The organism is Streptomyces tatrensis (assembly GCF_049310065.1).
Taxonomy (GTDB): domain Bacteria; phylum Actinomycetota; class Actinomycetes; order Streptomycetales; family Streptomycetaceae; genus Streptomyces.
Genome location: NZ_JBMDLB010000011.1, coordinates 3,904,621 through 3,917,330, shown reverse-complemented (window position 1 = coordinate 3,917,330; position 12,710 = coordinate 3,904,621). Strand labels below are relative to the sequence as shown.

Sequence of the window (12,710 nt, the reverse complement as noted above, 5' to 3'; positions counted from 1 at the left end):
GTTGCTTTGGAAGAGAGAGCAAGATGGAAAACCGAACCGATCCAGTAGAGATCATCGCCCGGGTGGGAGGGGTCGACCCCCGGCGCGCCTTGGAGGTGTGGATTCACCTGGCCAGCCGGGCAGGCTGGAACGTCACTGAAGCAGTGGGCGACGACGTGCCGTCAGCGCCCACGGAATGTGGCGTCGTCGATATCGAAGGCCTCCGATACCGTGTGCATGTGGCGCCCAGGGTGCGGCATCTGCTGATGGAAGTCGTGGACGGGCAAATGGTGCAGCGCCCGATTCTGAACGCGGCAGCATGGGCTGAGCCGGTGGTCTCGCGCGAATCCGCGCCGACATTCCTGGAGTGACGGTCAATTGACCACGGCGTGGGGTGGGCCGCAGTCATTGGCCCACCCCACGGCCGTCTACTTCGGCGGAACGGAAATCCCCACCGGGTGTCTGGTGGGGATTTCCGTATTTTCGGCGGGTGCCATCCCGTCTCGACGTGGAGCCCTGGGACCAAGGGGGCTCACCCGGAGGAGGGCCAGGAACGCCGGCAGGGCCATTCCGGCGATCGTGAGGCCCAGCAGGAGGCCCGGCGGGCGGAAGGTGCAGGCCACGGTGGTGGTGCGGCCGTTCAGGGGGACCGCCACCAGGCCCAGGCGGGTGGCGGCCGGGCGGCCGTTGCAGGTCCAGCCCGCGATCGCCGGGGCCGAGAGGACCGCCGTGCCCCGGCTGCCCGGCGGGAGGGTGGCGCGGATCCCTGACGAGTCCACCCGGACCGACACCGCCGCCGAGGCGCGCAGCGCCGCCACCGCTGCCGTCAGGCGGGGGCGGTCCAGGCAGGAGAGTTCCCAGTGGGCCGGGGCGGGGGCGTCGAAGACCAGCTGCGAGGGGCGGCCGTGCGAGACGCCCAGGGGCTGCAGGGCCGCCCTGTTGCGCGGCGGGTTGGCGTTCAGGCGGAAGGCGGGGCCGTCCGCGAGGCGGGCCGTCGCGTTGTACTCCGGGGCCCACAGGAAGGCCTCCGTGCCCGCGCGGCAGACACCGGGGGAGACCGGGGCCTCGTAGACCCGCGCGCCCAGCAGCAGCTCCTGGTTGGCGAAGGGCGAAGCCCCGTACGCCGGTTCCGGACCCGGCGGGCGGACCGTGATGAGGGGAGGGACCTCCGCTCGGGCGATCGTGCCCTCCGGCCGCAGGCGGGCGCCGACCGAGAAGACGGCGTCCGTCACCGGGTTGTCGAGGCTCTGTACGTTGCGGCCGCGCGAGGTCCAGCCCGCGCCCAGAGCCACCATGGTCCGCGTGAACAGGTCCGGGGTGTGGCTGCTGTAGTACGCGCCGCCCTCCCCGCCCAGCAGCATCGGGTCGTTCCCCGTCAGCGCCGGCCGCCCCGCGTCCGTGCGGTACGCGGGCCAGCCCCCGGCCGCCTCCAGGGCCCCGGCGCGCGCCGTGTGCGCCGCGCCCCACACCGGGTAGTCGTCCAGCCCCGCCAGCTTGCCCTTCTGCCCGTACGCGGTGGTCGCCGCCGCCTGGGCCACCAGGACCAGCGCCAGCACCCCCACCGCCGGCAGGACCAGCCGCCGGTGGCGCAGCGCCCACCAGGCCGCCCCCGCCAGCGCCAGGCCGCCGCCGAAGAGGGCGAGGCCCCACGCCGTCGCGAGCCGGCTCCCGCTCGCCGCGAGCAGCACGGCCGCCAGGACCGCCGCGCCGCCCACCAGCGCCCACGGCCGCGGCGGGCCGGCCGATGTCAGCCCCGCCCAGGCGGCCATCACCACGATCCCGGCCAGCACGAAGGTCTGCCGGTACGGGCTGCCGTTGGGCGTCGCGAAGAGGTGCCAGGCCAGGTGCGTCGGCATCCACTGGAAGGACAGCAGCACCAGCAGGACCAGCCCCGTCCACACCAGCCGCTCCCGCCCCGCCACCGCCCGGTGGAAGGGCAGGGCCGCCGCGAGCAGCAGGGCCCCGGTGCCGATGAACAGGGCGGGGGAGGAGAAGGAGTAGGTGGCGGGGAGCAGCCGGGCCAGCAGGTCCTCGGCCGGCACCGGCACGAACGGCTTGAACCACCCCGGGTAGGCCTGCTTCGAGCTGAGGAAGAGGGGGAGGAGCACCGGCATCGACAGGGCGACGCCGAGCACCGTGGTCAGCGCCGCCCGCGCGAGGCCCCGTAGCCGATCCCGCGCGCCCTCCCGGGTGAGCAGCAGCCGGACCAGCAGCACCAGGACCGCGCCCAGCGTCGCCATGTAGGCGGTGTAGAAGTTCGCCGTCCAGCAGAGCGCCACCACCACGACGGCCGCCACCGGCCGGCGCGAGCGCAGCGCCCACTCACCCGTCAGACACAGGAGCGGGAAGGCGATCAGCCCGTCCAGCCACATCGGGTTGTACGAGGCCTCGATCACCGACCAGCCGCACAGCGCGTACGAGGCCCCGAGCAGCCCCGCCGCCCACGCCGGCCCGCGCCGCTGCGTGCGCAGCAGCCAGGCCATCGCCGCCGCGGCGGCCGCCGTCTTGAGCACGGTGACCACGTACACCGCGAGGTCGATGTCCTGGCGCGGGAACAGCCCCACCAGGACCGCGAAGGGGCTGGCCAGGTAGGTCCCGAAGTCGGGCAGGAAGCTGGTCCCGTACCCGGACTGCCAGTTCAGCAGCAGGCCGCCCGCGGCGCGCCCGTGCAGCAGGTCCCACAGGTGCGCGTGGAAGGGCACGAACTGGTTGCCGAGGTCGTTGATGCTGCGGTGGCGCGGCCCGTACGGGAAGACGCGCGCCACGGCGTCTCCGGCGCACACGGCCACCACCGTGACCAGGGCGGCGAGCGCCGAGCCGAGCAGACCGGGGCGGCGCGGGGAGCGGTGCGGTGTCGACATGGTGGGCCGACCCTGGCACTCCCGGTGGGCCGAAGGGTGGCCATCGGTGGACGCGAACCCCAACACCCTCGGAATCGTTGGTCGAACCGGTGGCTCTGATCACCCCGACTGCATAACATCGATCACCGCACGGCCCTTGTGCACCGAAGCACAATCTCCCGGCCCTGGAGGCTCCTTTGCACCGTCGCACAGCGCTCTCCGTTTCCGCCGCCCTGCTCCTGGCGGCCCCTCTGCTGTCCGCGTGCTCGGGCGAAGCCCGCCCCGGCACCGCGGCCGTGATCGGCGGCGAACGGATCACCACCTCCGCGCTCCAGGCCCAGGTGAACGACGTCCGCACCGCACAGAACCGCTCCGAACACGCGGCCGAGCTCATCGCGGCCGTCCCGCAGCTCGACCGGGTCAAGCTCAGCACCATGCTGCAGAGCCGCATCCTCGACCGGATGGCGAAGGACGCCGGCATCGAGGTCACCCCCAAGGAGCTCCAGGAGGCCCGCAAGGCCTACGACGAGGGCAACCGCGGGGCCGCGGCCTTCGAGGAGGCGATCCTGCAGAAGGCCGCCGTCGCCCCCGACCAGATCGAGCGCTGGGTCCGCGACCAGGTGCTCTTCGAGAAGCTGAACGCCAAGTTCGGCGAGGGCAAGCTCGCCGAGCCCGCCGCGAAGGCCGCGGCCGCGCTCGGCATCGAGGTCAACCCGCGCTACGGCGTCTGGGACCCCCAGCGGGTCACCCTCGGCGAGCACTCCACCCCGTGGATCACCCAGGTCACCCGGCCCGAGCAGCCCCCGGCCGGCGCTTAGGCCGGGGGAGGTAGGTTCGGAGGGTGACTGACGACGTGTCCTCCGAGCCCACCGGCCGCATCGTGCTGCTGACCACGAGCCACCGGGTCGCCCCCGGCATGCTGTCCTGGCCGGCCTGGCAGACCCTGCACGCCGCGGACCGGGTGCTGTGCGCCGACCCCGGCCACGTCCAGCTCCCGTACCTGCGCGAGGCTGGCGTCGACGTGACCCTGGAGACCCCCGACGCCCAGGCGCTGATCGAGGAGTGCGCCGGCGGGCGCACGGTCGTCGTCCTGCTGAGCGGCGAGGGAGACCGGCGGCTCACCGACGGGCTGGCCCGCTTCGCCGGCTCGGGCAGGGTCGCCGTACCGGACCTGGAACTGCTGCCGGGCTCGTACGACCTGCCGGGCGCACGCCTGCTCGACCTCGTCCAGGTCATGGACCGGGTCCGGCGCGAATGCCCCTGGACCTCGCAGCAGACGCACGAGGGACTGGCGAAGTACGCCATCGAAGAGGCCTACGAGCTGGTCGAGGCCATCGAGGACGGGGACCGCGAAGAACTGCGCGAGGAGCTCGGCGACGTCCTGCTCCAGGTGGTCTTCCACGCGCGCATCGCGGAGGAGGGCGGCCCCGGTGAAGAGGACGAGTCGTTCTCCATCGACGACGTGGCGGGCGCCCTCGTCGAGAAGCTGATCCACCGGCACCCGCACGTCTTCGGCGACGCGACCGCGGAAACCCCGGAGGACGTGAACGCACACTGGCAGCGCACCAAGCAGGTGGAGAAGCAGCGGGAGTCGGTGACCGACGGGATCCCGCTCGGCCAGCCCGGTCTCGCGCTCGCGGCCAAGCTGGCGGGCCGCGCCCGTGCGGGGGAGGTGCCCGTGGAACTGCCCCGCGGAGAGGGCGTCGGGTACGAACTGCTGGACCTGGCGGCGCGTGCCGAGGCGGCGGGGACCGACCCCGAGACCGCGCTGCGCGCGGCGGCCCGGACCTACCGGGACGCGATCCGTGCGGCCGAGGGCGTCGGCGAGTAGCCCTCAGCAGCGGGAGGCCGCGACTGCGTCAGGCGGCGATGTTTTCAATACCCCCGGGGCGCGCGGCCCGACGGGTTGTGCCAGTGCGGGTCGGGGCGGTTCAGGAACCACTCGCCGAAGCCCATCGGCCGGTTCCCCTGCTCCTGGCCCCTGCCACTGGCAGGTACGGAGTCGTAGAAGATCCGGTCCGGGCGCGCGCCGAGCTCCTCCAGGAGCTGCGAGGTCTCCCGGATGAACTGCGGCGGACCGCTGAGGTAGACGTCCTGGTCGGGCCAGAGCCCGCGGTTGCTGAGCGCGGTCGCCAGCCGGTCGGTGGCCTGGTTGCGGTGCTGACCGGGGGCGGGGGTGATGTAGGTGACGCTCAGCCAGGCCAGGGAGGCCGCGTACTCGTCGATCAGCGGGCGGTCGTAGAGGTGGGCGGCGTCCCGCGCGACCACGAAGAGCCGCACGTCCTGATCGGGAGGGTGGTCCGCCAGGTCCTCCAGCATGGCGCGGACCGGGGCCCAGCCGGTGCCGGCGGCTATGAAACTGACCGGGCGGTCCTCGCGGCGGAAGGTCATCTGCCCGCCGGCCGCGCCGAGCCGCAGCACGTCCCCGGGCTGCGTGTCACGGATCAGGGCGGTGCTGAGGCGGCCCCCCTCGATCCGGCTGACGTGCAGGTCGAGCGTCCCGTCGGCGCGGGGCGCGTTGCCCAGGGAGTACGTGCGCCAGGTCGTCGGCACCCGGTCGCTGCTCACGCTCGTGTACTGGCCCGGGAGATGGGGGAAGGGGGCGTGCGGGCGGAGGGTGAGGACGCCGATGTCCTGCCCGTACAGCAGATGGCGTACGACTTCCGCGTCCCACCACGGCGGGTCTTCGCTGGCGGCGGCGCCGGCCATCATCGCGTCGGCGATCACCTGGTACGCCTCTGACCAGGCCTTTTCGGCCTCGGGGTGCCAGGCGGACCCGGAGGCCTCGGCGAGCGCGGCGATCAGGCTGGTGCCCACGGCCGCGTAGTGCTCGGGCCCCGCCAGGAACTTGCGGTGGTCGCGGCCGAGGTCGCGTAGATAGGGGACGAGCGTCTCGTTCTCCAGGTGGGCGATCACATGGGTGAGCGCGGCGAAGAGCCGGTCCCGCTGTCGCTCCATGTCTTCGAAGGAGGCCGGGAAGAGATCACGGACTCCGGGGTTGTGCCAGAACAGGTGGGAGTAGAAGAACGTGACCGCATGCTCGGCCCGTCTCTCCACCACCGCAAAGCTGCTTTTCAAGATCCTCACATCCACAAAACCGAAAGTAGGAACGCCGGAGAACGTGAGGTCAAGCCAGAGCCGATCTACGGACAGCCGCGATAAATAGGTCATATGGGGTGATGGGCGGCGGGCGGGATACGGTCTCCAGGTGCACGAGCAGACCCCCGCAGCCCCCGAAGAGCCCGCCGCCGACCAGTCCGTGGACGGATCCGCGCCCCTCTCCACCTCCGTCTCCGCCCCACCGCCGACCCTGTTCGACTGGGAGTTCGCGACCGACCCGTACCCGGCGTACGCCTGGCTGCGCGAGCACGCGCCCGTGCACCGCACCACGCTCCCCAGCGGGGTCGAGGCCTGGCTCGTCACCCGGTACGCCGACGCCCGGCAGGCCCTCGCCGACCAGCGGCTCAGCAAGAACCCGGCCCACCACGAAGGCTCCGCGCACGCCAAGGGCCGGACCGGGATCCCGGGCGAGCGCAAGGCCGACCTAATGACCCACCTCCTCAACATCGACCCGCCGGACCACACCCGGCTGCGCCGCCTGGTGTCGAAGGCGTTCACCCCGCGCAGGGTCGCCGAGTTCACCCCGAGGGTGCAGGAACTGACCGATCACCTCATCGATCAGTTCTGCGAGAAGGGGGAGGCCGACCTCATCCACGAGTTCGCCTTCCCGCTCCCCATCTACGCCATCTGCGAGATGCTCGGTGTACCGCGAGAGGACCAGGACGACTTCCGCGACTGGGCGGGCATGATGATCCGCCACGCGGGGGGCCCGCGCGGCGGCGTGGCCCGCGCGGTCAAGCAGATCCGCAGCTACCTCGTCGAACTGATCCGCCGCAAGCGCGACGATCTGGGCGACGACCTGATCTCCGGACTGATCCGGGCGAGCGATCACGGCGAGCACCTCACCGAGAACGAGGCCGCCGCCATGTGCTTCGTGCTTCTTTTCGCCGGATTCGAAACGACGATCAACCTCATCGGCAACGGGACCTACGCCCTGCTGCAGAACCCGGAACAGCGTGAACGCCTCCAGGCTTCTCTCGCTGCGGGAGAGACCGACCTGCTTGAAACCGGCATCGAAGAACTGTTGCGCTACGACGGCCCCGTGGAAATGGCCACCTGGCGCTACGCGACGGAGCCGCTGACGCTGGGCGGCCAGGACATCCCGGTCGGCGACCCCGTTCTCGTCGTCCTCGCTGCTGCCGACCGCGACCCGGAGCGGTTCAACGAGCCGGACACGCTCGACCTCGCCAGGAGCGACAACCAGCATCTCGGGTACGGCCACGGCATCCACTACTGCCTGGGAGCCCCCCTGGCCCGCCTCGAAGGCCAAACAGCCCTCGCTGAGCTGCTGACCCGGCTGCCCGACCTGGAGCTCGCCGTAAACCCGTCAGAACTGCGCTGGCGCGGTGGGCTCATCATGCGGGGCCTGCGCACCCTGCCGGTCCGCTTCACACCGAGCCCTACTGCGGAAACGAAGAACGCCCTCTGACGGACTCTCGCTGAGGCGGTGGTCGGCGGCGACCTGGCAGTCATCGCCGTTCCGGGTGGGCGAAGCACGGTTTACCCCACGGGCACATTCCGGGGCGCCTACCAAGACCCCGGAGCGTCCCGCTAAGAAGGCTCCAGGGTCTGACTTGCCAGTCGGGAAGGACTGACCGTGCGTGATTCAACCCTGCCCAAGAAGAGCAAAGCATGACCGGTACGGCCGCACCGCCCGGATCACTGATGTGGCGGAGGAGGAGTGGGCCGGTGTGCGGAGTGTCCTGGAAGCGATCTACTCGCCCGCTTCGTTCACCAAGACCAAGATCGACCTGCGGTTGGCGCTGAACGGCATGCTGCACCGGCTGCGTACGGGGATCACCTGGAAGGAGATCCCCGTGAAGTTCGGGCCGGCGCAGCGCATTCGTGAGCGGCAGCTGTCCTGGTGGCAGCGAGGGGCATGGCCGCTGCTGGTGGCGTGGCTGAACGAGCAGCGTGCAGGGACGCCCGTGTACGTCCGCCCGGCCATCCCGCCCCTGCGAGTGACGGTGCGTGGCGCGCAGAACGTGGGACTGCTCTCACCCTCGCGACCCTGCTGACGCGGCTGCCCGATCTGGAACTGGCCGTGGCTCCCGGGGAGCTGCGCTGGCGGGGTGGGCTCATCATGCGGGGGCTGCGGACGCTTCCGGTCCGCTTCACCGTCGAATCAAAGTCCCAAAACGCCTGAAACCATCCTGACCGGAAGTCAGTTCGCTGCCCAAACTTGTGACTGGCGTTCGAAGGCCGCTAGGTTCTGCCGTTACCCCGCCGTTATGCGAAAGGTGCAGCCTCATGCGTTCCGGGAACGGCCGCCACAGACGCCCCCGACAAGTGCCCGCACTTGTCGTCACCGCCGGAGTCACCGGCACCGCACTCGCCCTGCCACTGCTCGCCGCCACCGGCGCGAGCGCCGCGGAGACCTCCACTTGGGACAGGGTCGCCGAGTGCGAGAGCGGCGGTACGTGGAGCGCCAACTTCGGCGGCGGCGCGTACGGCGGGCTGCAGTTCAGCCAGGAGCAGTGGAAGGGCGCCGGCGGGCTCGACTTCGCCGATCGTGCCGACCTCGCCAGTCGCTCCCAGCAGATCGCCGTGGCCGAACGGGTCCTGGCCTCCCAGGGCCCCGTGGCGTGGCCGCTGTGCGCGGTGCAGGCCGGTCTGACGCAGGACGCGCCCGCCGCCGAGGTGGACCCGGGCCTGCCCGGCGGTTCCGCTTCCGCGACCCCCGCCCCGTCCCGCCCGGACGACTCCGTGCCCCGCGGGGGCTCGGGCAGGTCCACCGACTTCGGAGCCCCGTCGCAGGGGGGCCCGTCGTCCCCGCCGGCCTCGGTGCTGCCCGACTACCCGATCGGCGTGCCCGGCGAACTGCCCGTCATGCCCCCGCCGGACGCCCAGACGCCGCCTCCCGGCCTCCCGGGCGACCCGACGCCTCCCACGAGCCCGACGGACCCCGCCACTCCCGTACCGCCGTCCGCGGACCCGACCCTTCCGGTGGGCCCGACCGAGCCGGTGGACCCGACGTCTCCCGGGAGCCCGTCCGGCCCGGGGAACTCCACGAAGCCGACGAACCCGGGTAATCCGGAGAACCAGGCCAACCCGGCCAACCCGGTCAATCCGGTTGATCCCACGGCCCCGACGACTCCGGCCGCACCCGGCGAGTCCGCCTCCCCGGCCGCTCCGGCGGCCCCCGGTGCGAGCGAGGGCGGCGGCAAGCACCGCGGCCCGGCCGCCGTCGAGAAGCCCGCCGCGCCTGACGCCGCGTCGGAGTCGACGTACACCGTGAAGGAGGGCGACAACCTGATCGCGATCGCGGACGCCAACGGTGTGAAGGGCGGCTGGAAGGGTCTCTACGAGGCCAACGAGCAGGTCATCGGCGGCGATGCGGACCTGATCAAGCCCGGTCAGAACCTGGATCTAACGCATCAATAAGGACACTTGAGGCGCCCGGAACCAGCTGATTGTCCGTTTTCTGTAAGTGAGACATGTGTCTCTTCAGGTCAACTGGCGTGTCCGGCCCCGAGCGTTCCGCAAACCCCGCCCTCACCTGCGCAAACACCCTTTCGAGGAGCGCAAGTAGGCACCGTTTCCCCCGATGTCGCTCGTTGAACATCGGGGGAGACCTGTCTACCTTCTGAATCGCCCGCCACCGCGGGCTCCTTCGACCGCATCGCCGAATCCTGCCGGCGGACGGAGGGAACACTCGTCGCGTAAAGCGCCGAAGGCAGGAGCGGGGGAACCAAGGTAGGCGCCGGGAACGGCCGTTGAGAGACGGTCACGGAACCGGCTAGGGGTTAAGCCAAGCGCTAGGTCGCTCGGCCGGGCACTCACTCGCCCGAACCCGACAGCTCACCTCGTAGGCGTCGGTGAGGAGAACTCCATGCTGCTTTCGGGCAAGGGCAAGCACCGTCGCGGTTCCAAGGCCGTCCGCATCGTCACGCTCGCCGGTGTCGCCGGTGTCGCCGTCGCGGCTCCGCTGATGGCCGCGGGCACCGCCTCGGCCGCGACCGCTTCCGAGTGGGACCGCGTCGCCTCGTGCGAGTCCGGCGGCAACTGGTCCATCAACACGGGCAACGGCTACTACGGCGGCCTGCAGTTCTCGTCCTCCACGTGGGCGGCGTACGGCGGCAAGTCGTACGCCTCGCAGGCCAACCAGGCCTCCAAGTCGCAGCAGATAGCGATCGCCGAGAAGGTCCTCAAGGGCCAGGGCAAGGGCGCCTGGCCGCACTGCGGCGTCGGCCTGTCGAACTCCTCCTACACCGGCGGATCGGCGCAGGCACCCGCCAAGCCGAAGACGCAGCCGAAGCAGGAGAAGAAGACCGAGGCGAAGAAGGAGACCAAGCGCGTCGAGGCTCCGACCACCCGCTCCGAGCGTCCGGCCGCTGCCCCGAAGACCGAGGCCCCCAAGACGGGCAACGGCTCCTACGCGGTCAAGTCCGGCGACACGCTGGGTGCGATCGCCGACGCGAACAACGTGTCCGGTGGCTGGGAGAAGCTCTTCGAGCTCAACAAGGACATCGTCACGGACGCCAACCTGATCTTCCCGGGCCAGAAGCTGAAGCTCAGCTGAACCCGAAGGTGAGGCCGGAGCTGAACCCCGGCTGAAACCTGTGGGAACGGTCGTGGCCGCTTTCGCGACACGCAGTAGTTCCACCGCGTAATTCCACCGCCCGGCGCGTAACCCCCTTCGCGCCGGGCGGTGGTGTGTGCGGGTGCCGCCGGTCTGACGGGGCCTCCGAAATCCCGATGATCAAGGGTCCTATGTCCTGTAAGAGGGGCATTCAGGCCCTTTTTCGTCCCAGGACCCGGGCGGTCGGCTGGCCGAGTGCCCGGAGGCGGTTAGGCTCTAAGCGGCAAGGCCATCCCACGGCCTGACATGCCACCGCACACCCAGCGTCACATCCCAGAAGGAGATGCTCGTGCCGTCCATCGACGTCGTCGTAGCCCGGGAAATCCTGGACTCCCGAGGCAACCCCACTGTCGAGGTCGAGGTGGGCCTCGACGATGGCAGCACCGGCCGTGCTGCAGTCCCGTCCGGCGCCTCCACCGGAGCGTTCGAAGCCGTTGAGCTCCGTGACGGTGACCCCAACCGTTACTTCGGCAAGGGCGTAGAGAAGGCCGTCCTCGCCGTCATCGAGCAGCTCGGCCCGGAGCTCGTCGGCTACGACGCCACCGAGCAGCGCCTGATCGACCAGGCGATGATCGACCTGGACGCCACCGAGAACAAGGGCTCCCTCGGCGCCAACGCCATCCTGGGCGTCTCCCTCGCCGTCGCGCACGCCGCGTCCGAGGCCTCGGACCTCCCGCTCTTCCGCTACCTCGGCGGCCCGAACGCGCACCTGCTGCCCGTTCCGATGATGAACATCCTGAACGGTGGGTCGCACGCCGACTCCAACGTCGACATCCAGGAGTTCATGATCGCCCCGATCGGCGCGGAGTCCTTCTCCGAGGCCCTTCGCTGGGGTGCCGAGGTCTACCACACCCTCAAGAAGGTCCTGCACACCAAGGGCCTCTCCACCGGTCTGGGCGACGAGGGCGGCTTCGCGCCGAACCTCGAGTCGAACCGCGCCGCGCTGGACCTCATCGTCGAGGCCATCAAGCAGGCCGGCTACGTCCCGGGCACCCAGATCGCGCTCGCGCTCGACGTCGCCGCGTCCGAGTTCTACAAGGACGGCAACTACGAGTTCGAGGGCAAGTCCCGCTCGGCCGCCGAGATGACCGACTACTACGCCGAGCTCGTCGAGGCGTACCCGCTGGTCTCCATCGAGGACCCGCTGTTCGAGGACGACTGGGCCGGCTGGAAGACCCTCACCGACCGCCTGGGCTCCAAGGTCCAGATCGTCGGCGACGACCTCTTCGTCACCAACCCCGAGCGTCTCGCCCGCGGCATCGAAGAGGGCTCGGCGAACGCCCTGCTCGTCAAGGTGAACCAGATCGGTTCGCTGACCGAGACCCTGGACGCCGTCGAGATGGCCCAGCGCAACGGTTTCAAGTGCATGATGTCGCACCGCTCCGGTGAGACCGAGGACGTCACCATCGCCGACCTCGCCGTCGCCGTGAACTGCGGCCAGATCAAGACCGGCGCCCCGGCCCGCTCGGACCGCGTCGCCAAGTACAACCAGCTCCTGCGCATCGAGGAGATCCTCGACGACGCGGCCGTGTACGCGGGTCGCAGCGCGTTCCCGCGCTTCAAGGGCTGATCAGTCCTTTAGGGCGCAAGCCTCCCTACGTCCCCGCACTCGGTCCCGTACCGTGTGCGGGGACGTAGTGCGTCGTGCGCATATAGGGGAGGCGGATCAATGGCCGGGAACCGGGACCGGTTCGCCACGTTCTCGACCGCGACCAGGCTCAAGCAGCTCGGTGAGCGGACCGCGGCGCACGTGTACCGCTCGCAGTCCCGCCGGCAGGTCCGCCGCAGCCGGCTCACCGGCCGGGCCGCCCTGCTGGTGCTCGTCCTCTGTACCCTGGTCGTCGCCCTCGCGTATCCGATGCGCCAGTACGTGTCCCAGCGCTCGGAGATCGCGAAGCAGCAGAAGGGCGCCGTCGCCGCGCGGGACCGGCTGGAACGGCTGCGCGACGAGAAGGCCCGCTGGCAGGACAACGCGTACGCCGAGCAGCAGGCGCGCAAGCACCTGCACTTCGTCCGGCCGGGGGAGATCAGCTACATCATGACCGACCCCGGTGCCGGCGGCGCCGAGCAGCGCCGCGGCGGACAGGCCGCCACCGACCGGCCCTGGTACTCCAACGTCTGGGACGGCGTCGACAAGGCCGACCGCCCGGGCGACTGAGTCCCACCCATCCACGAGAACGAAAAGACTT

At 70.8% G+C, this 12,710-nt stretch carries 11 protein-coding genes, 1 pseudogene and 1 riboswitch; of the genes and pseudogenes, 10 read left to right on the top strand and 2 right to left on the bottom strand.

Features of this window, described 5'->3' with window-relative positions:
- The first annotated feature begins 23 nt into the window (after positions 1-23).
- A complete protein-coding gene (locus tag ACODT5_RS33430) occupies positions 24-350 on the top strand; it encodes a hypothetical protein (RefSeq protein WP_422522834.1) in 327 nt (108 codons plus the stop codon).
- Positions 351-407: 57 nt separating this feature from the next.
- On the opposite strand, the gene ACODT5_RS33425 is transcribed toward ACODT5_RS33430, so the two are convergent.
- The gene (locus tag ACODT5_RS33425; protein ID WP_422522833.1) at positions 408-2,840 is read right to left on the bottom strand and encodes a YfhO family protein; all 2,433 of its coding nucleotides are present in this window, start codon (positions 2,838-2,840) and stop codon (positions 408-410) included.
- Between the two features lie 176 nt (positions 2,841-3,016).
- Here ACODT5_RS33425 and ACODT5_RS33420 point away from each other — a divergent pair, with 176 nt between their 5' ends.
- Both ACODT5_RS33420 and ACODT5_RS33415 read left to right on the top strand, forming a co-directional pair.
- On the top strand, positions 3,017-3,637 hold the full coding sequence (locus tag ACODT5_RS33420; protein WP_422522832.1) for a SurA N-terminal domain-containing protein: 621 nt from the start codon (positions 3,017-3,019) through the stop codon (positions 3,635-3,637).
- Between the two features lie 23 nt (positions 3,638-3,660).
- Positions 3,661-4,650, top strand: coding sequence for a nucleoside triphosphate pyrophosphohydrolase (locus ACODT5_RS33415; protein WP_422522831.1), 990 nt, complete (start codon positions 3,661-3,663; stop codon positions 4,648-4,650).
- Positions 4,651-4,694: 44 nt separating this feature from the next.
- Here the strand turns inward: ACODT5_RS33415 and ACODT5_RS33410 are convergent, their stop codons facing one another.
- A complete protein-coding gene (locus ACODT5_RS33410; RefSeq protein WP_422522830.1) occupies positions 4,695-5,879 on the bottom strand; it encodes a globin domain-containing protein in 1,185 nt (394 codons plus the stop codon).
- A gap of 199 nt (positions 5,880-6,078) precedes the next feature.
- Between ACODT5_RS33410 and ACODT5_RS33405 the strand changes: the two genes are divergently transcribed.
- From ACODT5_RS33405 to ACODT5_RS33375, 7 genes and pseudogenes are all read left to right on the top strand, one after another.
- A complete protein-coding gene (locus ACODT5_RS33405) occupies positions 6,079-7,368 on the top strand; it encodes a cytochrome P450 family protein (RefSeq protein WP_422525119.1) in 1,290 nt (429 codons plus the stop codon).
- A gap of 172 nt (positions 7,369-7,540) precedes the next feature.
- Positions 7,541-7,957, top strand: coding sequence for a transposase (locus tag ACODT5_RS33400; RefSeq protein WP_422522829.1), 417 nt, complete (start codon positions 7,541-7,543; stop codon positions 7,955-7,957).
- Positions 7,939-8,085 (top strand): annotated as a pseudogene (locus ACODT5_RS33395) (cytochrome P450); the annotation flags it as partial. The gene ACODT5_RS33400 and the pseudogene ACODT5_RS33395, both read left to right, overlap by 19 nt.
- A 143-nt stretch (positions 8,086-8,228) precedes the next feature.
- Positions 8,229-9,323: a transglycosylase family protein gene (locus ACODT5_RS33390; RefSeq protein ID WP_422522828.1), complete on the top strand. Its 1,095-nt coding sequence runs from the start codon at positions 8,229-8,231 to the stop codon at positions 9,321-9,323.
- Between the two features lie 274 nt (positions 9,324-9,597).
- Positions 9,598-9,769, top strand: a riboswitch (cyclic di-AMP (ydaO/yuaA leader).
- 2 nt (positions 9,770-9,771) lie between these two features.
- Entirely contained in the window at positions 9,772-10,461 is a 690-nt protein-coding gene (locus ACODT5_RS33385) for a transglycosylase family protein (protein ID WP_422522827.1), read from the top strand.
- Positions 10,462-10,804: 343 nt separating this feature from the next.
- Positions 10,805-12,091, top strand: coding sequence for a phosphopyruvate hydratase (eno, locus tag ACODT5_RS33380; RefSeq protein ID WP_327306391.1), 1,287 nt, complete (start codon positions 10,805-10,807; stop codon positions 12,089-12,091).
- 99 nt (positions 12,092-12,190) lie between these two features.
- Positions 12,191-12,679, top strand: a complete 489-nt coding sequence (locus ACODT5_RS33375) for an FtsB family cell division protein (protein WP_422522826.1) — start codon at positions 12,191-12,193, stop codon at positions 12,677-12,679.
- Positions 12,680-12,710: the final 31 nt, after the last annotated feature.

Excerpts from the sequence above, each read along its gene's own strand:
- ACODT5_RS33430 (WP_422522834.1), top strand. The coding sequence starts at position 24 with ATGGAAAACCGAACCGATCCAGTAGAGATCATCGCCCGGGTGGGAGGG.
- ACODT5_RS33425 (WP_422522833.1), bottom strand. The coding sequence starts at position 2,840 with ATGTCGACACCGCACCGCTCCCCGCGCCGCCCCGGTCTGCTCGGCTCG.
- ACODT5_RS33385 (WP_422522827.1), top strand. The coding sequence starts at position 9,772 with ATGCTGCTTTCGGGCAAGGGCAAGCACCGTCGCGGTTCCAAGGCCGTC.
- eno (WP_327306391.1), top strand. The coding sequence starts at position 10,805 with ATGCTCGTGCCGTCCATCGACGTCGTCGTAGCCCGGGAAATCCTGGAC.
- ACODT5_RS33375 (WP_422522826.1), top strand. The coding sequence starts at position 12,191 with ATGGCCGGGAACCGGGACCGGTTCGCCACGTTCTCGACCGCGACCAGG.